Here is a 24,092-nt window from a genome sequence, read left to right as displayed (position 1 = left end):
TGCCGTAGACCATCACCAGCTCGTAGAAGCGGTAGATCAGCGGGTCGGTCGGCGGCATCTGCGGGATCGAGCCGCGATAGGGCGCCTCGTTGAGCATCCGCTCCTCGGCCTGGCTCAGCCCGAACAGTTCGGCGGCCTTCGCGGCTTGCGCCTTGGGCAGCTTCATCTGGCCCATGCAGGCGGCGGTGATGAGGATCGGCGAGATGCCGCCGATCTCGTCCTGGATGTGCTTCCAGGTCCAGCCCTTCTCGCGCTTGATGTCGAGCAGTTTCTCGGTGAGGTCTTCGCGCTTCATGCAGGTCTCCTTGGATGTGGGCATGGGGACCTCGCCCGCTTCCGAGCGGGAGCGGGGTCGAGGCAGTGATCGCGGGGCGGTGATCCCGGGGCGACGGGCTCAGGCCCGGCGGGCCGGGGGATCGGCGGCGGTGGCGATGGCGGCGGCGTCCGCCTCGCTGAGGGAGGGGCGCACCACCGGCGGATGGCGGGGGTCGTAGCCGTCCGGCATCGCGTCCCGCAGGGTGCGGGAGCGGGTCACGAGGAAGTCGATCAGGTGGTTGCGCAGGGCGTAGTAGCCCGGCGCGTGGTGGAGCTGCGTGCGGTCGCGGTCCTTGGGCAGCGGGTTCTCGACGATCTCTGCGACCTTCGCCTCCGGCCCGTTGGTCATCAGCACGATCCGGTCGGCGAGGTAGATCGCCTCGTCCACGTCGTGGGTGATCATGAAGACGGTCTGGCCGGTCTCGACGCAGATCCGGCGCACCTCGTCCTGCAGCGTGCCGCGGGTGAGCGCGTCGAGCGCCGAGAACGGCTCGTCCATCAGCAGGATCTTCGGCTCGATGGCGAGCGCCCGGGCGATGCCGACGCGCTGCTTCATGCCGCCGGACAGCTCCGACGGGCGCTTGTGCTCGGAGCCGGCGAGCCCCACCGTACCGATCGCCTTGCGGGCGCGGGCCTCGATCTCGGCCCGCTTCGCCTTCCGCCAGCGCGAGGACACCGCGTAGGCGACGTTGCCGAGCACGCTGCGCCAGGGCAGCAGGGCGTGGCCCTGGAAGATCACGGCGCGGTCGAGGCTCGTGCCGGTGATCGCCTGCCCGTCGACGATGACGACGCCGTCGCTCGGCGCGTCGAGCCCGGCGAGGATGTTGAGCACGGTGGTCTTGCCGCAGCCGGAATGGCCGATCATGCAGACGAACTCGCCGCGCCGCACCGGCAGCCACAGGTTCTCGAAGATCGTGGTCGGCTTGCCTCCCTTCTTGCCCCCCGGCGCCGGAAAGCGCCGGGCGATCCCCTCGATGGAGATGAATTTTTCGGACGTGGGCATGCGGCGGGTCCCGGCCTCGGAGGTGTCGGGGGCGGCGCGGCCGGCACGCCGCACGAAGGGAAGGAGCTTGCTCATGCTCGGCCTCATTCGGGGAAGGTGACGAGGGCTTGCGCGCGGGCGAGCAACTGGTCGAGGACCATGCCGACGAGGCCGATCACCAGGATCGAGGCGATCACGTTGGTGATCGAGAGGTTGTTCCACTCGTTCCAGACGAAGTAGCCGATGCCGGTCCCCCCCACGAGCATCTCGGCGGCGACGATGACGAGCCACGCGATGCCGATCGAGATGCGCATGCCGGTGAGGATCGTCGGCGCGGCCGCCGGCAGGATCACCGTGAAGGCGCGCCGGACCGGGCTCACCTCCAGGGTGCGGGCGACGTTGAGCCATTCCTTGCGCGTGCCCGCGACGCCGAAGACCGTGTTGATCAGCATCGGCCAGATCGAGCAGATGAAGATCACGAAGATCGCCGACAGGCTCGAATCCTTGATGGTGTAGAGGGCGAGCGGCATCCAGGCGAGCGGGGAGACCGGCTTCAGGATCTGGATGTACGGGTCGAGCGCCCGGCTCATTAGCGGCGACATGCCGATGAGGAAGCCGACCGGGATCGCCACCAGCACCGCGAGGCCGTAGCCCAGCGCCACGCGGCCGATGGAATAGGCGAGCTGGATGCCGATGCCCTTGTCGTTGGGCCCGCGGTCGTAGAACGGGTCCTTGAGGTGTCGCCAGATCGTCGCCCCGACGTCGAGGGGGCCGGGCATGGCCGACTTTCCGGTCGTGGCCGTCTGACCCATCAGGGCGGCGTATTCCGGGTCCATGGCCTCGGTTCGGCCCGATCCGCTCACCGCGACCTGCCAGCCGAGCAGGATCAGCGCGAGGAGCGCGAGCGAGAGGATGCCGGCGCGCAGCGAAAGGGTGCGGTGCATGAGCTCAGCTCGCACGCTTGATCTTGAAGGATTCGAGGTATTCCGCCGGCTTGGCCGGATCGAACGTCTTGCCCATCACCACGAAGGTCTTCGTCGTCGTCTCGGGTGGGGTGAGCCCGTCCTGCTTCATCAGCCGCGCGGCGTCGGTGGCGCGGTAGACCTGCCGGGCTACGCCGGCGTAATCGACATCGCCCTTGATCTGGCCCCAGCGCTTCATCTGGGTCAGCGTCCAGATCGCGAAGCTCTCGTAGGGGAAGGGATCGAAGGCGACCCGCTTCGGGTCCTTCTTCACGCTGCCGAGCCCGTCGGCGTAGGTGCCGGTCAGAACCTGCTCGACCACGGTGAGCGGCTGGTTGAGGTAGTTGGCCGGCGCGATCGCGGCGGCGATCTCCTTGCGGTTCTCCGTCTTCGACGCGTAGGCGGTCGCCTGGAGGATGGCGCGCAGGAGGGCGGCCGTCGCGTTCGGCATCTCGCGGATCGTGTCCTGCGCCACCGAGAAGGAGCAGCAGGGATGACCGTCCCAGATCTCCTTCGAGAGGATATGGATGAAGCCGACGCCGTCGTAGACCGCGCGTTGGACGACGTTGTCAGGGGCGAGGAAGCCGTCGATGTTGTCGGCGCGCAGGTTCGCGACCATCTCGGGCGGCGGCACTGAGCGCAGCTGCACGTCGGTGTCGGGATCGATGCCGTGCTCGGCGAGGTAGTACCGCAGCAGGTAATTGTGGTTCGAGTAATCGAACGGAATCGCGAGCTTGAAACCCTTCCAGTTCTTCGGGTCTCGGTTCTCCTTGTGCTTATTCGCGAGGCAGATTGCCTGTCCGTTGACGTTCTCGATTGCCGGCACTGCGAACGGGACCGGGTTCGAGCCGAGCCCCATCGTGATGGCCAGCGGCATCGGTGCCAGCATGTGGGCGGCGTCGTATTCCTTGTTGAGGGTCTTGTCGCGCACCACCGCCCAGCCGGCGGTCTTCACGACATCGACGTTGAGGCCCTGCTTCTCGTAGAAGCCCATGGGCTTGGCCATGATGATCGGGGTGGCGCAGGTGATCGGGATGAAGCCGACCTTGAGGTCGGCCTTCTCCGGCTTGGCCGTCTCCGCGAAGGCCTCGGCCACGAACTTCGTCGGCAGGAACTGGCCGACGGCCGCCGCCGCGGTCGCCAGCCCGACGCTCTTCAGGAAGGCGCGGCGCTCCGCCCGATGGGGAAACAGGGCCCGCATCATCGTGATCTCGACGGCCCGCTCGATCGCGGCGTCACCCGTGGGCAGGGCCGCCTCGTGCGCGGCCTGGCTGTTATGCGCCCCGCAGGAGCAGCCGCCGCGCCCGAGGCGGCGTTTGGCGTCGAAGGGATTGTCGAAGGGGGCCATCACGGTCTCCGGCAGGGCAGGTGAACCTCTCTCAGCAACACTCGCGCCAAGCGTTGGAATTTTTTATTTCGGATGCTGAATCAGAGACTTATCGTTTTCAGGGTCGGCCCGCCGGATCGTGCGCCTTCGACAATGTCGACCGATTGTCGACATTGTCGCCCGGCTCAACGCACCAGCATGACGAGGCCGGCGCCGGCGATGAGCGCCGCCAGCACGGTGTCGAGCAGGCCCTTGCGGGCGGCGCAGGCGGAGCGCAGCCGCAAGCCGGCGAGGCCGCCGCCCGTTCCGCCGGCCACGAAGGCGAGGACCAGGGGCCAGTCCACGAGCTGCGACAGGGCGTAGCTGAGGCCGGTGGTGAGACCGAAGGCGGTGATCACCACGAGCGAACAGCCGACCGCGCTGACGAGCGGCATCCCGGTCGCGGCGACGAGTCCCGGCACGACGAGGAAGCCGCCGCCGATGCCGAAGAAGCCCGACATCAGCCCCGTGGCCCCGCCGAAGCCGACGAGCTTCGGCACGCTCTCCCGCGCCGCGTCCGGCGCCGCGGCGGGCCGGAACCGCCGCCGGACCATCATGGCCGCCGCCGCGAGCATGACCAGCGCGAACAGGGCCTGCAGCCGGGGCCCGTCGAACTGCTTGCCGAGACCGGCGCCGAGCAGGGCGGCGAGGATGCCGGCCAGGCCGAACCATCCGGCGGCGCGCCACGGCACCCGGGCCACCCGCAGGTGGCCGACGAGGTTGACCAGCGAGCAGGCCGCGACCGCGAAGGCGCCGGTGCCGACCGCGACGTGGACGTTCCTGAGCCCGACGACGTGGATCAGCATCGGGATCGCGAGGATCGAGCCGCCGCCGCCGGCGAGCCCCAGGATCAGCCCGACGACCGAGCCCGAGGTCGCCCCGAGCGCGTATTGGACGGGGTCCAGCATCGGCTCAGCTCCGGCCCGTCGTCAGCGGGATCTTGAGGTAGCGCGTGCCGTTCTCCTCCGGCTCCGGCAGGCGGCCGCCGCGCATGTTCACCTGGATCGACGGCATGATCAGCCGCGGCGCCGACAGGGTCCGGTCGCGGGCCTCGCGCATCGCCACGAACTGATCCTCCGCGGTGCCGTCGCGGACGTGGACGTTGCCCCTGCGCTGGGCCGCGACCGTGGTCTCGTAGGCGAAGCTGTCGCGGCCGGGCGCCTTGTAGTCGTGGCAGAGGAAGAGCCGCGTCGGGTCGGGCAGCGACAGCAGGCGCCGGATCGAGCGGAACAGAAGGCGGGCGTCGCCGCCGGGGAAGTCGGCCCGCGCCGTGCCGTAATCCGGCATGAACAGGGTGTCGCCGACGAAGGCGGCGTCGCCGATGACGTAGGTGAGGTCGGCCGGGGTATGACCCGGCACGTGGAGGACGACGGCCTCGATCCCGCCCAGGGCGAAGCGGTCGCCGTCCTCGAACAGGCGGTCGAACTCGGTGCCGGCGCGGGCGAATTCGGTGCCCGCGTTGAAGAGCTTGCCGAAGGTCTCCTGGACCTCGACGATGCCGCGGCCGATCGCGAGGCGCCCGCCGAGCTTGCCCTGGAGGTAGGGCGCGGCCGAGAGGTGGTCGGCGTGGACATGGGTCTCCAGGATCCACGCCACCGTCAGGTTCTCGGAGCGGACATAGTCGATGACCTGGTCCGCCGCCGCGTAGGACAGGGTGCCGGCCGCCGGATCGAGGCCGAGCACGGAGTCGATCACCGCCGCCTCGCGGCTGTCGGGATCATGGACCACGAAGGTCGCGGTATGGGTCGGCTCGTCGAAGAAGCCGTGGACGATCGGGCGCGGAGCTTGCCCCGAGAGGCTCGCGGCGACGTGTGTCCGCGCCCGGTCCAGCGCGGCGTCGGCGGGGGTCGGAGGGGGCATCGTCGTCTCCTCAAGCCGCGAGCCAGGCGGTGACGTCGCCGCCCTGCCGCTGCTCCATCGCGAGCCGGTGCTCGCTGTCCTCGACCACGTGCCAGGGCGCCCCGGCGACGGGCGTGCCGTGCAGGACGATCGGGGCCGAGCGGGTCTTCAGGCGGATGACCGGGGCGGCGTGCGCGTAGCCCGGAGGGTCCCGGCCCAGGATCGTGCCCGCGATGGTCGCGGCTTGGCGGGCGACCGGCTCGATGAAGCGGCAGGGCCGCCCGTCGATGCTGATGCAGTCGCCGAGGGCGAAGATGTCCGGCCCGCTGGTGCGCAAGGTGGCCGGATCGACGACGATGCCGCGCTCGAAGGCGAGGCCTGCGCTCCGCACCAGGCGGGAGGGCGTGGCGAGGCCGGTCGCGGCGATCACGGTCGCGGCCGCGAGGCGCGTGCCGTCGGCCAGCGCCAGCGCGATCGTGCCGTCGGGCCCTCGGCTCAGGCCGCCGACGAGGCTGTTGCCCCGGTAGCGGATGCCGAGCCCTTCGAGGCCCGCCAGCAGGCGCCGCCCGGCCTGTTCCGGCAGGAGTTCGGGCAGCGGCAGCGCCTCGGCGCCGACCAGGGTGACCGCGTGGCCGGCCCGCGCCAGATCCTCGGCCAACTCGCAGCCGACCATCCCGGCACCGATCACCGCGACGGTGCGCGGCCCCCGCGCCAGTTCGGCGTGGAGCGAAGACCACGCGGCGAGGTCGTTCACCCGCCAGCACAGGGCCGGATCGAGGCTCGCCGGCAGCGCCGGGCGGGCGCCGTGGGCGAGGACGAGATGGGTGTAGGGAAGGGTGCCGCGGGTGGTGCGCAGGGAATGGCGGTCCGGCGAGAGGCCGACCGCGACCGTCTCGGCCATCAGGCGCAGGCCCAGGCGCGCCGCCGCGGCGGCGCCGGCCTCGCGTCGGAGAACCTCCGGGCTCAGGCCGCGCCCGAGGGCGACCGAGAGTTCGGGCTTGTGGTAGAGGCCGCCGTCGCAGGCCGTCACCAGGGTGATCGGCACGCTCGCATCCTCGGCCCGGATCGCCTCGGCGACGCTCCACCCGCTGACGCCGCCGCCGACGATCACCACGCCGGGCCGCCGCTGCGGCGCGACGGAGACCGGCATCGGCGCGGCCTTCGCGCGCCTGACATACGGCTCGAAATCCGCTTTGGTGACGCCGCAGATCGGGCAGGCCCAATCCTCCGGGATGTCGGCGAAGCGCGTGCCGGGGGGCAGGCCGCTATCGGGATCGCCCTCGCCCTCGTCGTAGATCAGGCCGCAGGCCCGGCAGAGGAATTGCTGCCAGGGGCCGAGGCCGTCGGCCGGCTCCGGCGCGGTCACGCCCGGCCTCCCTCGGCGGTGGGAAGCGTCTCCCGCGAAAGCCGCGCCATCTCCCAGCGCAGATGCTTGATCGCGGGCGTGACGATGGCGACGAAATGCGCCTCGCGGATGCGGCGCTGGGGTGCGGCCGACATCAGGTAGCCCCGCGCGCCCTGGTGCAGCAGCGCCGATTGCGAGGCGCGAAGCGCCAGTTCGGACACTTGCGCGCGGGCATCGAGGACGTCGATCAGGTAGTCGGTCGCACCGTCATAGGGCGTCTCGGCGAGGCGCATCACGCGGGCGCGCAACTCGGCGAGTTCGGCCGCGACGGTGTCCGGGCGGTCGTCGAGGAACTGGTTGACGTGGCCCAGGGTCTCCTCGACCGCCAGCATGGCGTCGAGGCTGCCCTCGGCGACGCCGAGGCCCATGCCGCACTGGAGCAGGATGAAGGCGCCGCGGATGCGGCCGATGAAGGGGCGGGCCGGATCGGCGATGATCTCATCCTGCCCGACGAACAGGTCGTCCACCCGCACGCCCCAGGTGCTGGTGCCCTCCATGCCGGAGAAATGCGGGCAGGGCCGCAGCTCGGCGCGGTCGCAGGCCAGCAGGAACATGATCTCGTGGCTGATCGTGTCGCCGGCTCCGATCACGCCCGCGATGGCGCCGCAATACTGGCCCGGCCCGATATGGCTGACCCAGGGCAGCATGCCGGTCACCCGGTAGCCGCCGGGAACGCGGCGGGCGCGCAGCAGGATCGGCTCGATCCCGGCGAAGGCCTTCATCGGGTTGGAGAGCGCGGTGCCGCCGAAAGTGCGGCCCGTCGCGTGGGCGTCGAGCACCGCGCCGGAGAGCGCCGGGTTGCCCGACTGCTCCAGGTAGAGGCCGCAGACGTCGTGGCACCACATCAGGAAGCCGGTGGCGCCGCAGGCCCGGCTCGCGGCCTGCATGGCGGCGATCGACAGGCCGAGGCGGGCGCCGTGCCGGTCGAGATGGACGCCGAGGGCGCCGGCCGCTCCGAGCCGGCCCAGGATCTCGAGCGGATAGGCGCCGCGGTCGATCTCCGCCGCCGCCGCGCTCAGGGGGCCTTCGGCGACGGCCCTGGCGGCGGCGAGGACGGCGGCGTCGGTCCAGTCGGGACGGTTCCGCGCGGCGGGCGGCGCGGCGGACGGCGCAGCCGGGGCATGATCGTCCGCCGGCCGGAGGGCGAGGGCGCTCGGCATCGTGCAATCTCCGCGAAGGTGGGAGGGGCGGCGGGACACGCTCGGTCCCGCCGCGGGCGTCAGGCGGCGAGGCCGATCTTGAAGGGGATCGGGTTGCGCATGGAGTTGGCCACCGGCGAGAAGACGTTGGCGTGCTGCACGATGGCGTCGAGCTCCTCGCGGCTCGCATCGCCCTCGATGGTCACGGCGACCCGGATCTCCTGGAAGCCCATGTCGGCCGGCAGCTTCTCGGCGCCGCCGGCCCCCCAGGCGGCCGGGTTGCCGATGTCGCCCTCCAGATGCAGTTCGAGGCGCGACAGGCGCACCTGCTTCCACGTGGCGACGGCGGTGATGCCGACGGCGAGGCAGCCGCCGAGCGCCGAGAGCACGATCTCGCCCGGCGCCGGGGCCGTGTTCTCGCCGAAGAGGTGGAGCGGCTCGTCCACCACGACCGGCTGATGGTCGCCGACATAGCTGAGGGTGCGGTACTGCCCCTCGAGCACGGTGTGCACCTTGTTGGTGCCGCGCGAGCCGGGATTGCAGCGGCCCTTCTCGGCGAACTGCATCAGGCCGTCCCGATCGATCGGGCGCAGATAGGCGGTGACGGTGGTGGGGGCGGCGCTCGCGCTCATCGGCAACTCCTGTTCGGCTCGGGCCCCTATTGTGTCGGGGCCGGCTCGGAGGGACTTGCGCAAGGCGGGTGCCAGACCGGGCAAGGACAGGATGATTTCGTAAATACGAGCAGGATCAGCGACTTGGAGCGGAACGCCCGGGTGCGTTCCCATGGCGTTGCGTCGGCGAATGTCGACACTTTGTCGACATTGTCGGGTTTGGCCGGCCCGTCACGCCGTGGGTTGGAGCTTGCGCCAGCGATAGGAAAACTGGCGCTCGGTCAGCCCGAGCCGCTGCGCCGCGCGGGTCTTGTTGCCGCCGGCCTGGGTCAGGGCCATGCGCAGCTCCGCGTGCCCGTGCGAGTCGGCGGGCAGGTAGGGCCGCACGGCGCCGAACGCCTGCAGCGCCGCCTCGCGCTCCAGCGTCGGAGGCGAGGCCGGATACGGGACCGCCGCGAGCGCGGTCGGCGTCGCGGCGAGGGCGCCTTCGAGCATCGGCCGCACGTCCTCGACGTCGAGGACGCCCTCGCTCGCCAGCAGCACCAGCCGCTCGATGAAGTTGGCGAGCTGGCGGATGTTGCCCGGCCAGGGCTGCCGGGCGAGATGGGCGACCGCCGCTTGCGTCAGGTTGACGTTGCGCTGGTTGCTCTGGTTCGCCTGCGTGAGGAAGTGCAGCACCAGATCGGGGATGTCGCTGCGCCGCTCCGCCAGCGGGGGCAGGGTGATCGGTACGACGTTGAGGCGGTAGAACAGATCCTCCCGGAAGCGCCCGTGGGCGACCTCCGTGGCGAGGTCCCGGTTCGTCGCGGCGACGAGGCGCATGTCCACGCGGATCTCGCGCTTGCCGCCGAGCCGCACGACGGTGCCCTCCTGGAGGGTGCGCAGCAGCTTGGTCTGGAGGATCGCCGGCATCTCGCCGATCTCGTCGAGGAAGATCGTGCCGCCGCTCGCCTGCTCGAACCAGCCGGCCCGCGCCTCGACCGCGCCGGTGAAGGCGCCGCGCTCGTGCCCGAACAGCTCGGACTCGAACAGGCTGTCGGGGATCGCCGCGCAGTTGACCTTGATGAACGGCCGGTCGCGCCGCGGGCTCGCGAGGTGCAGCGCCCGGGCGAAGAGTTCCTTGCCGGTCCCGGATTCGCCGAGCAGAAGCACGCTCGCGGTGGCGCCCGCGACCTTCTCCACCTGCGCGAGGGCGCGCAGCAGCGCGGGCGAGGTGCCGATGATGCCGTAGCGGGCGCGCTTGATGCGCAGCTCCCGCGCCAGCATGTCGTTGTGTTCCTCCAACGCCCGCGTCTTCCGCTCCACCCGCTCGTTCAGGGTCAGCAACTGGCTGACCATGGTGGCGATGATGCGCAGGATGGTGAGGTCGTCCGAGAGCGCCCGCTCCCGGTGCCGGATGCGGTGGCAGGCGATGGCGCCGACGGTGCGGTGATCGACCCGGATCGGCAGCGCCAGGAACGAGACGGCGCCGCGGGGCAACTGCGCCCGCGCCACGGCGCGCCCGAGGAAGGTCGGGTCCTTGTCGATGTCCTGCACGATGATGAGGTGGCCGTCCTTGATGACGCGTCCGGTGATGCCCTCGCCCGGCGCGTAGCGGCCGCGCGCCGCCTCCTCGCGGGTCAGCCCGTAGGAATAGGCGATGCGGTGGCCTTCGCCGTCGGGGTCCTTCAGGACGATGCGCCCGCGGTTCAGCCCGACGATCTCGGACAGGAGATGCAGCATCTCGCGGGCGACCTGATCGAGGCGCAGGCCCTTGCCGATTAGGTTCATGACCTCCTGGATGAGGAACATCTCCTGCGTGCGCCAGTGCGTGCTCGACGCAGCCTTGCGGACAGTTCCATCCATTCCTCGGCAGGCCCCCGGCTCGCTGATCGGCACTCCACCGATCTGCAAGCCTCGTGCAAATCGGAGGCGGCCCGAGCCCTCACGGCCGAACGGGAGGCCGGCGCACCGGCACCGGGCGCGACGGAGCTGCGGATCGCGTGACGTCCCCGATCGACGGCCGAGACGCCGAACGGCTGGGTCGGCACCGAGCGTCCCTCGCGACATCCGATGGGCCCCTGCGGTTTCTCCGCCATCATCGGGCAAGGCCCGCGGTGATCGTCCGGAAACCGTCTCAGATGTAGGTCGAGGCCAGGGCCGGCGAGCCTTCGAGCGCGTGGGCGAGCACTTCCAGGCCGTGCGTGATCTGCTGCCGGGTCGAGGGGCCGCCGAGGCAGAGGCGCACCGCCTCCGGTGGTGTCCCGGCCACGCAGAACGGGTCGCTGCCGACGACGCCGAGCCCGGCCGACCGTCCCTGGCTGGCGAAGGCCGAGCGCGTCCAGCCCTCCGGCAGCGTGATCCAGCCATGGAAGCCGTGCGGGTCGGCGGTGTAGGTTCCGGCCGGGAGGAGCGAGGCCGCGATGCGTTGGCGGGCGCTGGACTCCTCGCGGACGAACTGCACGATGGCCTCGGCCGTCCCGTCCATGATCCAGCGCGTCGCCAGGGCCGTCGAGATCGGCGACGCCATGACCGTCGCGGCCCGCAGCGCGCCGCCGAGCGGCAGGGCCGACCGGGCGCTCGGGGCGATCAGGAAGGCGAGGCGAAGCCCGGCGCCCAGGCACTTGGCGAGGCCCGCGACGTAGTAGGTGATCTCCGGCGCCAGTTCCGCGAAGCTCGGCGGCGGGGTCGGGCAGATGCGCGCGTAGGCGTCGTCCTCGATGAGGGTGACGGCGTAGCGGCGCGCCACGGCGATCACCGCCTCCCGCCGCGACCGGGGCAAGGTCGCCGTGGTGGGGTTCTGCAGCAGCGGGTTGAGGTAGAGGGCCTTCGGCGCGACCTTCGTGCAGGCGGCCGCGAAGGCGTCGGGATCGACCCCGTGCCGGTCCATGGGCAGGTCGACGAGGCGCAGCCCCAGATGTGCCGCCAGCGCGCGGATGCCCGGATAGGTGATGCGCTCGGCGCAGATGGTGTCGCCCGGCCGCGCCACCTGCCCCAGCACGGCGAACAGGGCGCTGTGGGCGCCCGGACAGATCAGCAGGCGCTCCCGCGGCGCGACGATGCCGCGGCCCTTCAGCCAGCGCAAAGCCGCCTCCTTGTCCTCGTCCGTCCCGCCGAAGCCCTGGTAGCGCAGCAGGTTGCCGAGGTTGCCCGCCAGCTCCGCGAACGAGGCCTGCATGCGCGCCTGCAGCGCCGGAGCGTCGGGCTCGGGCGGCAGGTTCATGGTGAAGTCGACCGGCCCGGTCCGCGCCGGGCCGCCGGGATTGACCGCCTGGGCCGCCTGGGCCGGGCGCGCCGGATCGAGCACGAAGGTCCCCTGGCCGACGCGTCCCTCGATCAGGCCGCGCTTGCGCGCCTCGACGTAGCCGCGGGAGACGGTGGTGAAGTTCAGGTCGAGGGCCTCGGCCAGGGCGCGCTGCGTCGGCAGGCGCGTGCCCGCGGCCAGGCGCCCCGTCCGCACATCCTCGGCCAGGGCCTCGACGATGGCGCGGTAGCGAGGCTTGCCCCAGCGCTTCAGGTCCGGCGTCCAGGCCCCGGTCACGCCGGCCAGGGAGGCCTGCCGCCCGTCCCGCTCCGATGATGTCATCCGCCTCGTATCCGAAGATCATGCGATCAATGTCGAATTGTATGGCTAGCAACTGTCATACCGCAACCTCGACCCCTCCGCCCCGATCAGTCGATCCATACAATGCGGCGGATCGCCGAACCTGGAACGTGCAGGCCCAGGCGCCAAATCGGGCAGCATCCGCTCTGCCGTTGGGCAGTCTCATGGATCGATGTCGGGCAGCGCGCGGGCAATATTGATCGTATTATTGATCGCATTGCTCTAGGCCACATTGATCGGTGCATTGATGGAAGTCGATTGGCACACCGCTTGCCATGCTCTGCCCGCGGCCGTCGCAGCGCTGCCTGCGGCGGCCCCTGCCATCAAGGAGCGAGAGCCATGCCTGCCGTGAACCGCGAGCACCACAAGAAGGGCGACTTCCTGGTCGATTACGAGGAGAAGGTCTTCGAGGACGTGAAGGCGGAGCCGGGACAGAAGGCGCTCGTCACCTTCCACACCGTCGCGTTCGAGGGCTCCATCGGCCTCGTCAACCTGCTCCAGGCCACCCGCCTGCAGCGCAAGGGCTTCGACACCTCCATCCTGCTCTACGGCCCGGGCATCACGCTGGGCGTGCAGCGCGGCTTCCCGCGGCTCGGCGACGAGGCCTTCCCGGGCCACCTCAACTTCAACAACCAGCTCGAGAAATTCATGGCCGAGGGCGGCAAGGTCTATGCCTGCCGGTTCTCGACCCAGGCCCTGTACGGGCACGGCGAGGCGGCCTTCATCGAGGGCATCCGCATGATCAACCCCCTCGACGTGCTCGACTGCATCCTCCTGCACAAGCGCGACAACGCGGTGATCATCGACACCTGGACCGTCTGAGCGGGCTCTCAGGTCCGCCGACGGCCCCGTCGCATCCGGCGGCCGCCCCTGACGCGGCCGCCGTCACAGCCGGAGGATCATCCATGTCAGAGAACCGGATCGTGCGGGCCGCCGCCGTCCAGATCGCGCCGGACCTCGACCGGCCGGACGGCACCCTGGAGCGCGTGCTCAACGCGGTCGACGAGGCCGCCGCCAAGGGCGCGCGCTTCATGGTCTTCCCCGAGACCTTCGTGCCCTACTATCCCTACTTCTCCTTCGTGCTGCCCCCGGCGCTGCAGGGCGCGGAGCACCTGAGGCTGTACGAGCGGGCGCCGACCGTTCCGGGCCCGCTGACCCAGGCGGTCGCCGCCGCCGCCCGCCGCCACGGCGTCGTCATCGTGCTCGGCGTCAACGAGCGCGACCACGGCTCGCTCTACAACGCGCAGCTGATCTTCGACGCCGACGGGACCCTGAAGCTCAAGCGCCGCAAGATCACCCCGACCTACCACGAGCGCATGATCTGGGGTCAGGGCGACGGCGCCGGCCTCGACGTGGTCGAGACCGCGGTCGGCCGCGTCGGGGCGCTGGCCTGCTGGGAGCACTACAACCCCCTCGCGCGCTACGCCCTGATGGCGCGCCACGAGGAAATCCACGCGGCCCAGTTCCCGGGCTCGCTGGTCGGCCAGATCTTCGCCGACCAGATGGAGGTGACGATCCGGCACCACGCCCTGGAGGCGGCCTGCTTCGTGGTCAACGCCACCGGCTGGCTCACCGACGAGCAGGTGGCGCAGGTCTGCCCGGACGAGCGCCTGCGCGGCGCCTGCCGGGGCGGCAACTGCACCGCCATCGTCTCGCCCGAGGGCAAGCACCTCGCTGACCCGCTCGGCCCCGGCGAGGGCATCCTGATCGCCGACATGGACCTCGCGCTGGTGACCAAGCGCAAGCGCATGATGGACGCAGTCGGCCACTACGCCAGGCCCGAGCTGCTCAGCCTCCTCCACGACGACCGTCCGGCCTCGTTCGTGCACCAGCCGATCCGTTCCCCGACCGTTTCCCGGAGCCTCGACCATGAGCAGCAGCCCGCTTCCGACGAGCCTTCCCTCGGTGCCGCCGGTCGTGGCGGGCCTGGTCGGGATGCCGACGGAGCGCCTGATCAACGCGTTGCAGTCCTACGGCGTTAGGCTCGCCGACAGCCGCGCCGGGGCGCCGAGCCGCCGCGGCGGGGCGGGCCCCTCCGACCACAAGGCGATGACTATCGCCGGCCGCACCGTGATGGTGCCGGTCCACACCGAGACCGCGTTCGAGTCGCCGTTCCTGGTGCGCCGACCGGACGCGAACGGGGTGTCGGTGATCGAGCACGACGGCGTGGTGATCGGGCAGGCCACCTTCCCGGGCAAGCCCCGCTTCTACGCGCTCTCGACCTTCGACGGCGTGCCCTACGCGAAGATCGCGGTGCTGCACGGGCGGGACGTCCTTGCCACCACGGTGCTGCAGACCTGCATCCGCTACGCGAGCCGCACCAAGACCTGCCAGTTCTGCTCCATCGGCCAGTCGCTCGCGGCCGGTCGGACCGTCGCGCACAAGACGCCGGAGCAGTTGGCCGAGGTCGCCCGCGCGGCGGTGCTGCTCGACGGCGTCAAGCACATGGTGATGACGACCGGCACGCCGAACGCGACGGACCGGGGCGCCGCCGTGCTCTGCGAGAGCGCGTTCGCCGTGAAGGCGGCGGTGGATCTGCCGATCCAGGCGCAGTGCGAGCCGCCGGACGACGACCGCTGGTTCGAGCGGATGAAGGCCGCGGGCATCGACGCCCTCGGCATGCATCTCGAGGCCGTCACCCCCGAGGTGCGGGCGCGCATCATGCCCGGCAAGGCGAGCGTGCCGCTGGAGCGCTATTACGCGGCCTTCGAGGCCGCGGTTCCGGTCTTCGGGCGGGGGCAGGTCTCGACCTACATCCTCGCCGGCCTGGGCGACACGCCGGAGGCCATCCTGGAGACGGCCGGGCGCCTCGTCGGCCTGGGCGTCTATCCCTTCGTGGTGCCCTTCGTGCCGATCTCGGGCACGCCGCTGGAGAGCCATCCGGCCCCCGGCCCGGACTTCATGCACGCCGTCCTGAAGCCGCTCGCCGAGATGCTGGCTGCCGCCAGGCTGCGCTCGACCGACATCAAGGCCGGCTGCGGGCGCTGCGGCGCCTGCTCGGCGCTCTCCACCTACGAGCGCGCGGGGGCGGCGGCATGATCCTCGAACCCGTCCCGCCGTACCGGCCGAGCCATTTTCGCGTGAAGTTCGCCACGAGCGCCTGGGAGCGGCGCGCCTGCGCGGCGTTGCGCCGGCAGGTCTTCTGCGCCGAGCAGGGCATCTTCACGGACGACGACCGCGACGCCATCGACGCGCACGCCATCCCGATCTGCGCCCTGTCGACGCTCGGCGGCGACGCCGACGCCGTCGTCGGGACGGTGCGCATCCACGAGGTCCCGGAGCGTCCCGGCGAGTGGTGGGGCTCGCGCCTCGCCGTCGCCCGGGAATTCCGCGGGACCGCCGCACTGGGGGCCGGGCTCATCCAGGTCGCGGTCTCCTCCGCCCACGCAAGGGGCTGCACCCGCTTCCTCGCCCACGTGCAGGAGCGGAACGTGCCGCTGTTCGCGGCCCTGCACTGGACGAGCCTCGACACGGTCGCGCTTCACCGCCGTCCGCACCACCTGATGCAGGCGGACCTCGCAGCCTACCCGCCGATGCACGATCCCGAGCACGGGCTCGTCACCCTCGCCAAGGCCGCGTGATGAGCGCGGGCTTCGACCTCCAGGCCCTGGCGCACCAGATCCGCGGCGCCCGCGGCCTCGCCCACAAGCGCGACATCGACGCCGTGGTCGCGCGGCTCGGGCTGAGCAGCCGCCCTTCCGCGGTGCCGGTCGGCGACGATTGCGCGGCCATCCCCGACGGCGACGGATACCTGCTCCTGGCCATCGAGGGCTTCCTCGACGGCTTCGTGGCCGCCGACCCTTACTTCGCGGGCTATTGCGGGATCATGGTCAACCTCGGCGATGTGGCCGCCATGGGCGGGCGCCCGCTCGCCGTCGTCGACGCGATCTGGAGCCGGGATGCCGCGGCGGCGGACCCGATCCTGGCCGGCCTGTCCGACGCGGCCGCGCTCTACGGCGTGCCGGTGGTCGGCGGCCACACCAACACCCGCGCGGCCGCGGGCAACCTCGCGGTCGCCGTGCTCGGCCGGGCGGGCCCGCGCCTGCTGACGAGCTTCGACGCGGCGCCGGGCGACGACCTCGTCGCCGCCATCGACCTGCGCGGGCGCTTCCGCGAGCCGCACCCGTACTGGGACGCCTCGACCGGCAGCCCGGGCGAGCGCCTGCGCGGCGACCTCGCGCTGCTGCCCGGACTCGCCGAGGCCGGACTGGCCCGCGCCGCCAAGGACATCAGCATGGCCGGCGTCGTCGGCACGGCGCTGATGCTGCTCGAATGCTCGGGGGTGGGCGGGCTCATCGACCTCGACGCGATCCCGCGCCCCGACGGCGTCCCGCTCGCGCGCTGGCTGACCGCCTTCCCGAGCTTCGGCTACCTCGTGAGCGTCCGACCCGACCGCACGCCGGCCGTGCTGGCGCGCTTCGCGGAGCGCGGCATCGCCGCCGCCGCCGTCGGCCGGCTGGACGCGAGCCGGGTCGCCCGGGTCCGAGGTCGCGCGGACGCCGGAGAGGCCGTGGTCTGGGACTTCGCGGCCGGCCCGCTGATCGGGTGCGGCCGGACCGATGCGGGAGACGCCTCGTGACCGGGCTGCGCATCGCCATCCTGACCCACTCCACCAACCCGCGCGGCGGCGTGGCCCACTGCCTCTCCCTGGCCGAGGCCCTGTGCGCCCTCGGCCACGAGGCCGTGGTCCACGCGCCGGACCCTACCGGCCGGGGCTTCTTCCGGGCCGCGGCCTGCCCGACCGTGACGGTGGCCGCCAAGGCCCCCAAGACCGCCGAGGCCGCCGAGGCCGCCGAGGCCGCCGAGGCCGCCGAGGCCGCCGAGGCCGCCGGCACCGTCGCGCTGGTGCGGGCCCGCATCGAGGACTACCTGCGCCACTTCGCGACGCCGGCCGCCTGCGACTTCGACCTCTTCCACGCCCATGACGGGATCGGCGGCAACGCCCTCGCGACCCTGAAGCACAGGCGCCTGATCCCGGGCTTCGCGCGCACCGTCCACCACATCGACAGCTTCTCCGATCCGGTGCTGGCGGAGTGGCAGGACCGCTCGATCCGCGAGGCCCGGCGCCTGCTCTGCGTCAGCCGCACCTGGGGCGACTGGATCAGGGACGACCTCGGCGTCGAGGCCGACGTGGTCGGGAACGGGGTGGACCTGTCGGCCTACCGGAGCGAGCCGGCCGAGGCGGACGCGGTCGTGCGCGCGCGCTGGGGTCTCGGCGCCGGGCCGGTGGTCCTCTCCGTCGGCGGCTTCGAGGCGCGCAAGAACACGGCCGGCATCGTCGCGGCCTTCGCGCGCCTGCGCCAGCGCCACCCGACGGCGCAGCTCGTGGTCGCCGGCGGCGCCTCGCTCCTCGACCACGCGGCCTACCGCGCCCGCTGCCGGGCGGCGCTGTCCGCGGCCGGGCTCACGGTCGGCCCCGGCGCGGCGGTCGTCGAGACGGGCCCGGTCCCGCAGGCCGAGATGCCGGCGCTCTACCGGCTCGCCGACGTCCTGGCCTTCCCCTCCTGGAAGGAGGGCTTCGGCCTCTGCGTGCTGGAGGCGATGGCCTGCGGCACGCCCGCCCTCGTGTCCCGCCAGCCGCCCTTCACCGAGTACCTGACGCCGGCCGACGCCCTCTTCGTCGATCCCGCAGACCCGGACGACATCGCCGACGCCATGGCCGCGGCACTGGTGCCGGACACCCGCGCCCGCCTGCGCGCCTCCGGCCTGACGCGGGCCGCCGCCCATTCCTGGCGCGGCTGCGCGGAGCGCCACCTCGACGCCTACGCGGCCTGCGCCCGCGTCCCACAGGAGCCGATCCATGCCTGAGATGCGCTTCCACGTCCGCTGGCCCGACGGCCGGCGCGAGGCCTGCTACTCGCCCTCCCTCGTGGTGAAGGACTTCCTCACGCCGGGCGAGAGCTACGCCGTCGACGACTTCGTCGAGAAGACCCGCACGGCCCTCACCATCGCGAGCGAGCGGGTGCGCGAGAAGTACGGCTTCGCCTGCTCCTCGGCCCTGGACCAGCTCGCCCGCATCGAGGCGGCCGCGGCGCGGCAGCCCCCCGGCGGCCGGGTCACCGTCGAGACCTTCGAGCCCTGAGCCGGCACCGCTTCCCAGATCGTCACGCCCAGATCGTCTCGCCCAGATCGTCTCGCCCAGATCGTCTCGGAGTTTGCGCCATGACCTCCACGCCCCGTCACGTCCCGGTCGTCATCGTGGGAGGCGGCCAGGCCGGCCTCTCGGTGAGCTACCACCTCAAGCAGCGCGGGATCGAGCATCGCGTGTTCGAGAAGAGGACCGCCGCGCACAGCTGGGCGACGCAGCGCTGGGACAGCTTCTGCCTCGTCACGCCGAACTGGCAGTGCGACCTGCCGGGCCACCCTTATGACGGGCCGGACCCGGACGGGTTCATGAAGAAGGACGAGATCGTCGCCTACCTCGCGGCCTTCGTCGCCAAGGTGGACCCGCCGATCCATGAGGGCGTCACGGTCACGCGCGTCGCGCGGCGCGAGGACGGCCTCTTCTCGGTCCAGACCTCGGAGGGCGACTACACCGCGAGCGAGGTCGTCGTCGCGTCCGGCGGCTACCACACCCCGATCATCCCGCGCATGGCCGAGAAGCTGCCGGGCTCGATCACGCAGATCCACTCGAACCAGTACCGCAACCCGGCCCAGCTGCCCGACGGCGAGGTGCTGGTCGTCGGCTCCGGGCAGTCCGGTGCGCAGATCGCCGAGGACCTGCACCTGGCCGGCCGCACAGTGCACCTGGCGGTGGGCGACGCGCCCCGCTGCGCCCGGTTCTACCGCGGCCGCGACGTCGTCACGTGGCTCGCCGACATGGGCTACTACGAGATGACCGTCGACAACCATCCGCTGCGCGACGGCGTCCGCGACAACACCAACCACTACGTGACGGGCCGCGACGGCGGGCGCGACATCGACCTGCGCCGCTTCGCCATCGAGGGCATGAAGCTCTACGGCCTGCTGGAGGATTACCGGGACGGCGCCCTGCGCTTTCGCGACGACCTCAAGCGCTCGCTCGACGGGGCCGACCGGACCTACAACGGCATCAACGCGGCCATCGACACGTATATCGCCGAGAAGGGCATCGAGGCCCCGGCGCAGGCGCCCTACACCCCGGTCTGGGAGCCGGGGGAGCCGGTGCTCAACCTCGACCTCGAGGGCTCCGGCATCACCAGCATCGTCTGGTGCATCGGCTTCACGCCCGATTTCCGCTGGCTCGATGCCTCGGTGTTCAACGGCGCGGGCAGCCCCAAGCACAAGCGCGGCGTCACGAGCGAGGACGGCGTCTGCTTCATCGGCCTGCCCTGGCTGAACACCTGGGGTTCGGGCCGCTTCGGGGCGGTCGGGCGCGACGCCGAGCACATCGTGCAAGTGATCCAGAAGCGCCTCGGGGCCGAGCGGCCCGCCCTCCGGTTCGCGGTCTGACGGCGACCGAGACGTTCGGCAAGTCCGAGATCGGCGCAGTGGCCAAGGTCCTGGAGAAGGGGCTGTGAGGCTCCGGCCGGGTCTCGGGAGCGGCGCGTTCGCGGGCGCCGTCATCCTCGCATCCGCCCTCGGCAGCAGGGCCGCGGTCACGGGCTGGCTGCCGGCGGTCGACCTCGCCGTGGACGCACCCTGAGACGCCCTGCCGTCAGGCACGCTGAGATCACAGGCGGTCGGCCTACCAGAGCACCGTCGCGCCGGTATAATCGAGAAACACGCAGCCCCGCTGGCCCTGGCGCGCTTCGAGAACCGCGACCATCCCGCGGGCGCTGGTCTCGACGTCGAGGGTGGCGCGCCGGCCGCCGAGATCGGTGCGGACCCAGCCCGGATGCATCAGGACGAGGCCCCAGGCCGCCCCGGAATGCTGGCCCGCGAACGAGCGCGCCAGCGTGTTGAGCGCCGCCTTGCTGGCCCGGTAGCTGCTCCATCCGCCGCCGCGGTTCAGCGACACCGAGCCGAGCTTCGAGGTCATCAGGACGATCAGCCCGTCGGGCGCGAGACGGCGATGGAAGCTCTCGGCGAAGCGGATCGGACTGAGGGCATTGGTCTGGAACACCGCGCCGGCCACCTCCCGCGGCAGCAGGCCGGCGGGCGTGCCGGCCTGGGTCGCGACCCCGGCGACGACGAACACGAGGTCGAAATCCGGCGCCTCGGCGAGGCCTGCCCGCAACCGCGCCACGGCCGCATCGTCGTCGATGTCGATGCCGGTCTCGATCCGCAGCGGGCCGGCCCCCGCGAGCGCCGCGAGCGCGGCGGAGGGGCGGCGCACGGTGGCGGTCACATCCCAGCCGCGGGCGAGGAAGCGCTCGACCAGACCGAGGCCCAGGCCGCGGGAGGCGCCGACGATCAACGCCCGGCGACGGCTCACGGGACCTCGGCCTCCGCCCCGAAGCCGAGCCCGGCGACGAAGCGGTTCCAGGTCTCGATCCGGATCTGGCCGCCGGTGGCGCGGCGATGGCCCTGTGCGAACTGATCGTCCGGCCCGAGCCGAGGCGCGCGCTCCTCCAGAAAGCCGATCAGGTCCGGCACGGTGGCGCTGCGGACGGCGAAGTGGACATAGCCCGCCCGGAAGCCGGCATTGGCGCCGATCACCACCTGCCGCCGCAGCCGGTGGGTCCAGGATTGCGCGACGAGCGGATGGATCTGGCAGGGCGAGTCGCAGCGGATCAGCGCGACGGGGCCGGAAAAGAGCGGCGGCACGCTCCGCGCGGCGTCGAGGGCCGCGCGCACCTCGGCCCGGGCCGCGCGCAGGAGCGCCGCGTCGGGATCGTCCGCCGAGACGACGTCGCCCGGCCCGCCTGCCCGCAGGAGCAGACGCAGGGCCGGGCCGGCATCGCCGCCGGCCGAGCGGCGCGGCGCGTTGACGAGGCTCACCGCCTCGCGCAGCGCCTTCAGGGTGTAGGCCTTGCGCAGCGGTCCCATGACGTCGGGGAAATCGGCGCTCGCGGCGCGCTCGCCGAGGTCGCCGACGAGACCGATTCCGGCGAGCCAGGCCAGATCCTCCGCCTCGCCCAAGGCCGCGGCGCAGGCATGGGCGAGCAGGCTGGAGGTCGGCGTCGGCGCGTCGGCCTGTCCGCTGATCACCGCAGCCTCGGCGGCCGGCATCGACCGCGGCACGTGGTGATCCACGAGCACCGTCGGCACGCCGGACAGGATCGTGCCGGCCTGCACGCCGAGATCGGTGACGACGAGCCCCCCGGGGTCGAGGGCGGAGAGTTCGGCCGCCATAGCCGGCGACCAGGCCGACTCGCCGCGGCCGACCACACGGACGGGGACGAGGCCGCGCCCCGACCGTTCGAGCGCGCGCGACAGGATCGCGCCCGCCGACAGGCCGTCGGCATCGTCGTGGCACAGGACCACCGGCCTGCCCGGCCCGAAACCGGAGACGGCCCGGGCGAAGGCGGCACCGTGCGCGGCCAGATCCGTCACCGGCGTTCACCGCGTCGGCAACAGCCCGGATGGTGCCTCGTCCCGGACATGCGGTCGTCTCCTGCTCGGGTCCTGCTCGGGCTCGAATCGCGGCGCCGACGGGCAACCGCGGCCCGCGCGCCCGGTTGCGGCGCCACTTGCCGCAGGGGGACCCACGGCGTGACCCACGGCGCGCGTGGCAGGCCCGCGATGCGAAGACATCGTGTCGGCGCATCAGGCTTGGCGGGGCGCTTCCGCCGCAGGATACGCGCGGAACGCCGGTGTTGCTCTCAAGTTATCGGCCGGAACAGAGCTCAACCCGGAGACTAAAACGAGATGGCAGGCACCGATATCGGCACGATTTACGCTGGATCCCTGAAGAATACGCGTGCTTTGGAGAAGCAGGGGCTGGAGCAGATGGAGAGGCAGCTCTCCGGACTTGAGCGTTATCCCGACTATGCTGCCGTCCTGCGCCGTCACGTCGAAACCACGAAGGCCCAGCTCGGCCGTCTCGACAAGGCGCTGGAGGCGATCGGTGAGAGCCCTTCGGGCCTGAAGGAGACGGTGACGAGCCTTGCCGGCTCCCTCGGCGCCGCCGTCCACGCCTCGGCCCAGGACGAGACGCTGAAGAACCTCTACGCCGGCTACGCCTTCCAGCACGACCAGATCGCCGCCTACCGCTCGCTGAGCGTGATCGCCGAACGGGCGGGCAAGACCGAGCAGGTCTCGCTCTTCCGCGCGGCGGTCGACGAGGAGACGCGGGCGGCCGAAGACATCGCGGCGCTGATCGAGCCCGTCACCAAGACCTATCTCGATCTGACGCTCAGCGGCGCGAAGGCCGACAGCTAGAAACCCTCCCGGGCGGCCTCGGCCCGGGGCCGCCCCCAGCTCGGACGCTGCGCGCCATGGACGATCCCACCCCCGTTGCCGTCACCGTCGAGGCCTGCCCGGAGCACTCGGAGCAGTTCCGCTGGCATCTGACCGACCGGGACGGCGTGTCCGTCCGCGTCTCACCCGAATCCTATCCCTCGCCGGAGGATGCCTGTTCCGCCGGCGAGGCCGCCCTGCGGGCGTTCGGCGCCGCGCAGCCCGGCTGAGTGTCCCTCAGGGTGTCACCCGAGGTTTCACGCGGGCGCCGTCCACGCCGCGTGGACCGCGCCGCGGGCGGTGTCGGGCTTGGACGCCCCGATGAAGACGACGACCGGGCCATGGGCGTCGCGCCGGGGATCGTAGAAGTCGAGCAGGCCCGGTGCGATCGCCTGGAAGAAGCGCGGGCGCACGGCGTCCCGGCGGAGCAGGTGGTCGATCACGACCTGATCGCCGTGCACCGCGTTGGGCACCGGGCCGCAGGAGCCGGCCGTCATCCAGCGCTCGGGCTCGGCTGCGAAGCGCGCGTAGAGCCCGGCGAGTTCGTCGCCCTCCCAGCGCATCAGGGCGCTGGAGAGGCGGCCCTTGTGGAAGTAGTCCTCCATCGCCGCGAGGCCCGGCTCGGCCAGGGCGTCGGCCGGGCCCGTGAAGACGGTGTCGAGGTCGCACAGCACCGTCGTGCCGTCCGAGAGGCCGGGGCGGAACGCCTCCATCTTCGCCCACCAGGCCGGCCAGTCGTGGCGCAGGGGCACGCGCTCGACGCCCGCGACGGCGAGCGGCCCGTCGGTGAGGCAGAGGATCCGCGTGAAGGCCGGGGCGTGGCGGCGCACGCCGCGGGCCAGCCGCTCGACCCAGGTCGCGTCGTAACGCCCGCCGCCCTTGAGCACCGTGATCAGCGTGGACATCGGACCGGATCATCCTTCGAGAGGCTGCAGATGCAGGCGCCCGGCGGCCTGGGACTCGGCGAACCACGCGCGCTCGGCGGCCCAGGGGTGGCCGGGCCAGCCGTCGAACCCGAAGCCGTAGGCCCGGGCCGGATCGGCCTCGGCCGGACGGGCGAGCAGGAGCGCCAGGGTCACGAGGAAGCCTGTGCTTGGGTTCGGGCGCCCCTGCGTGTGGGGGGCGAGCAGGCGCCGGGCGTGCGCGTGCAGCGCCTCCGGCAGGATGTGGATCGGGCGGCCCAGGGGGCGCAGCAGCGCCAGGGCCTCACGGGTCCAGCAGATCGGCTCGGGGCCCTGCTCCTCCGGCGGCAGCATCGGAAACGGCAGGATGAAGGCCTGCGCCGCCCGGACCACCGGACGCTCCAGAAAGGCCCGGTCTGCCAGCCACTCGCGCATCTGGCCGCCGCGATTGACCAGGGCGAGATGCGTGACCCGGGAGCCGGTGCGGCCGTCGAAGCCCGCGGCGTTGTTGAAGCGCACGATGCATTCCGCCGCATCGATCGCCTCCGCGGCCGCGCCGATCTCCGGCGCGTTGCCGACGATGGCGAGGGACGAAGAGGCGGCCAAGCCCGGCCGCTCGCCTCGGAGGCAATCGATGTCGGCAGCCATTCGCGTCAACGGTTCGAGGGCGTCGTCCGAGGAACGGCCCAGGTAAGGCGCCGGCCCGGCGCAACCAGACCCTCGTC

The 24,092-nt window shown here is 72.0% G+C and carries 25 protein-coding genes; 10 read left to right on the top strand and 15 right to left on the bottom strand.

All coding sequences use genetic code 11. The annotated features are described in order from the left end of the window. The 11 genes from ABS772_RS20485 to ABS772_RS20435 form a co-directional block, all read right to left on the bottom strand. On the bottom strand, nt 1-295 hold a 295-nt coding region (locus tag ABS772_RS20485), incomplete at its 3' end, for a cyanase (protein WP_456238269.1). Between the two features lie 99 nt (nt 296-394). Then, nucleotides 395-1,393, bottom strand: a complete 999-nt coding sequence (locus tag ABS772_RS20480) for an ABC transporter ATP-binding protein (RefSeq protein ID WP_350396580.1) — start codon at nt 1,391-1,393, stop codon at nt 395-397. An 8-nt stretch (nt 1,394-1,401) separates the two neighbouring features. Then, nucleotides 1,402-2,241 (bottom strand): nitrate ABC transporter permease, encoded by an 840-nt coding sequence (gene ntrB, locus ABS772_RS20475; RefSeq protein WP_350396579.1) that lies wholly within the window; start codon nt 2,239-2,241, stop codon nt 1,402-1,404. Between the two features lie 4 nt (nt 2,242-2,245). Beyond that, entirely contained in the window at nt 2,246-3,607 is a 1,362-nt protein-coding gene (locus ABS772_RS20470) for a CmpA/NrtA family ABC transporter substrate-binding protein (RefSeq protein ID WP_350396578.1), read from the bottom strand. 164 nt (nt 3,608-3,771) lie between these two features. Beyond that, complete coding sequence (locus ABS772_RS20465; RefSeq protein WP_350396577.1) at nt 3,772-4,533, bottom strand: sulfite exporter TauE/SafE family protein; 762 nt, start codon at nt 4,531-4,533, stop codon at nt 3,772-3,774. A 4-nt stretch (nt 4,534-4,537) separates the two neighbouring features. Beyond that, complete coding sequence (locus tag ABS772_RS20460) at nt 4,538-5,485, bottom strand: MBL fold metallo-hydrolase (RefSeq protein ID WP_350396576.1); 948 nt, start codon at nt 5,483-5,485, stop codon at nt 4,538-4,540. 10 nt (nt 5,486-5,495) lie between these two features. Beyond that, complete coding sequence (locus ABS772_RS20455) at nt 5,496-6,830, bottom strand: FAD-dependent oxidoreductase (RefSeq protein WP_350396575.1); 1,335 nt, start codon at nt 6,828-6,830, stop codon at nt 5,496-5,498. Further along, on the bottom strand, nt 6,827-8,029 hold the full coding sequence (locus ABS772_RS20450) for an acyl-CoA dehydrogenase family protein (protein ID WP_350396574.1): 1,203 nt from the start codon (nt 8,027-8,029) through the stop codon (nt 6,827-6,829). The genes ABS772_RS20455 and ABS772_RS20450 overlap by 4 nt, the downstream gene beginning before the upstream one ends. A gap of 59 nt (nt 8,030-8,088) precedes the next feature. Further along, the gene (locus ABS772_RS20445) at nt 8,089-8,640 is read right to left on the bottom strand and encodes an OsmC family protein (RefSeq protein ID WP_350396573.1); all 552 of its coding nucleotides are present in this window, start codon (nt 8,638-8,640) and stop codon (nt 8,089-8,091) included. 210 nt (nt 8,641-8,850) lie between these two features. Next, nucleotides 8,851-10,464 (bottom strand): sigma 54-interacting transcriptional regulator, encoded by a 1,614-nt coding sequence (locus ABS772_RS20440; RefSeq protein ID WP_350396572.1) that lies wholly within the window; start codon nt 10,462-10,464, stop codon nt 8,851-8,853. Nucleotides 10,465-10,735: 271 nt separating this feature from the next. Then, nucleotides 10,736-12,184 (bottom strand): aminotransferase-like domain-containing protein, encoded by a 1,449-nt coding sequence (locus ABS772_RS20435; RefSeq protein WP_350396571.1) that lies wholly within the window; start codon nt 12,182-12,184, stop codon nt 10,736-10,738. A 357-nt stretch (nt 12,185-12,541) separates the two neighbouring features. Here ABS772_RS20435 and ABS772_RS20430 point away from each other — a divergent pair, with 357 nt between their 5' ends. From ABS772_RS20430 to ABS772_RS20395, 8 genes are all read left to right on the top strand, one after another. Beyond that, nucleotides 12,542-13,024: an MSMEG_0572/Sll0783 family nitrogen starvation response protein gene (locus ABS772_RS20430; RefSeq protein WP_350396570.1), complete on the top strand. Its 483-nt coding sequence runs from the start codon at nt 12,542-12,544 to the stop codon at nt 13,022-13,024. 83 nt (nt 13,025-13,107) lie between these two features. Then, nucleotides 13,108-14,184 (top strand): Nit6803 family nitrilase, encoded by a 1,077-nt coding sequence (locus tag ABS772_RS20425; RefSeq protein WP_350396569.1) that lies wholly within the window; start codon nt 13,108-13,110, stop codon nt 14,182-14,184. Next, nucleotides 14,138-15,241: an MSMEG_0568 family radical SAM protein gene (locus ABS772_RS20420; RefSeq protein WP_350396583.1), complete on the top strand. Its 1,104-nt coding sequence runs from the start codon at nt 14,138-14,140 to the stop codon at nt 15,239-15,241. The genes ABS772_RS20425 and ABS772_RS20420 overlap by 47 nt, the downstream gene beginning before the upstream one ends. Further along, the gene (locus ABS772_RS20415; protein ID WP_238254494.1) at nt 15,238-15,783 is read left to right on the top strand and encodes an MSMEG_0567/Sll0786 family nitrogen starvation N-acetyltransferase; all 546 of its coding nucleotides are present in this window, start codon (nt 15,238-15,240) and stop codon (nt 15,781-15,783) included. Before ABS772_RS20420 ends, ABS772_RS20415 begins: the two co-directional genes overlap by 4 nt. After that, nucleotides 15,783-16,781, top strand: a complete 999-nt coding sequence (locus ABS772_RS20410; RefSeq protein ID WP_350396568.1) for a sll0787 family AIR synthase-like protein — start codon at nt 15,783-15,785, stop codon at nt 16,779-16,781. The genes ABS772_RS20415 and ABS772_RS20410 overlap by 1 nt, the downstream gene beginning before the upstream one ends. Further along, on the top strand, nt 16,778-18,010 hold the full coding sequence (locus ABS772_RS20405; RefSeq protein WP_350396567.1) for an MSMEG_0565 family glycosyltransferase: 1,233 nt from the start codon (nt 16,778-16,780) through the stop codon (nt 18,008-18,010). The genes ABS772_RS20410 and ABS772_RS20405 overlap by 4 nt, the downstream gene beginning before the upstream one ends. After that, on the top strand, nt 18,003-18,284 hold the full coding sequence (locus ABS772_RS20400; protein ID WP_350396566.1) for an MSMEG_0570 family nitrogen starvation response protein: 282 nt from the start codon (nt 18,003-18,005) through the stop codon (nt 18,282-18,284). The genes ABS772_RS20405 and ABS772_RS20400 overlap by 8 nt, the downstream gene beginning before the upstream one ends. An 80-nt stretch (nt 18,285-18,364) precedes the next feature. Continuing rightward, nucleotides 18,365-19,633 (top strand): MSMEG_0569 family flavin-dependent oxidoreductase, encoded by a 1,269-nt coding sequence (locus ABS772_RS20395; protein WP_350396564.1) that lies wholly within the window; start codon nt 18,365-18,367, stop codon nt 19,631-19,633. A gap of 235 nt (nt 19,634-19,868) precedes the next feature. Here ABS772_RS20395 and ABS772_RS20390 read toward each other — a convergent pair whose 3' ends face one another. After that, nucleotides 19,869-20,558: an SDR family NAD(P)-dependent oxidoreductase gene (locus ABS772_RS20390; protein ID WP_350396563.1), complete on the bottom strand. Its 690-nt coding sequence runs from the start codon at nt 20,556-20,558 to the stop codon at nt 19,869-19,871. Continuing rightward, complete coding sequence (locus ABS772_RS20385) at nt 20,555-21,619, bottom strand: phosphoesterase (protein ID WP_350396562.1); 1,065 nt, start codon at nt 21,617-21,619, stop codon at nt 20,555-20,557. Before ABS772_RS20385 ends, ABS772_RS20390 begins: the two co-directional genes overlap by 4 nt. 315 nt (nt 21,620-21,934) lie before the next feature. Here ABS772_RS20385 and ABS772_RS20380 point away from each other — a divergent pair, with 315 nt between their 5' ends. After that, a complete protein-coding gene (locus ABS772_RS20380) occupies nt 21,935-22,447 on the top strand; it encodes a DUF892 family protein (RefSeq protein ID WP_350396560.1) in 513 nt (170 codons plus the stop codon). 56 nt (nt 22,448-22,503) lie between these two features. Beyond that, nucleotides 22,504-22,695, top strand: coding sequence for a hypothetical protein (locus ABS772_RS20375; RefSeq protein WP_350396559.1), 192 nt, complete (start codon nt 22,504-22,506; stop codon nt 22,693-22,695). Nucleotides 22,696-22,722: 27 nt separating this feature from the next. Here ABS772_RS20375 and ABS772_RS20370 read toward each other — a convergent pair whose 3' ends face one another. Together ABS772_RS20370 and ABS772_RS20365 are read right to left on the bottom strand one after the other, a co-directional pair. Then, nucleotides 22,723-23,370 carry a hypothetical protein gene (locus ABS772_RS20370; RefSeq protein ID WP_350396558.1) on the bottom strand — a complete coding sequence of 216 codons (648 nt, stop codon included), beginning with the start codon at nt 23,368-23,370 and terminating at the stop codon, nt 22,723-22,725. A 9-nt stretch (nt 23,371-23,379) separates the two neighbouring features. Next, nucleotides 23,380-24,015, bottom strand: coding sequence for a hypothetical protein (locus ABS772_RS20365; protein WP_350396556.1), 636 nt, complete (start codon nt 24,013-24,015; stop codon nt 23,380-23,382). Nucleotides 24,016-24,092 lie beyond the last annotated feature (77 nt).

Source organism: Methylorubrum podarium, assembly GCF_040270385.1.
In the GTDB taxonomy this organism is placed as follows: domain Bacteria; phylum Pseudomonadota; class Alphaproteobacteria; order Rhizobiales; family Beijerinckiaceae; genus Methylobacterium; species Methylobacterium podarium.
This window is presented reverse-complemented; position numbering and strand designations above follow the sequence as displayed.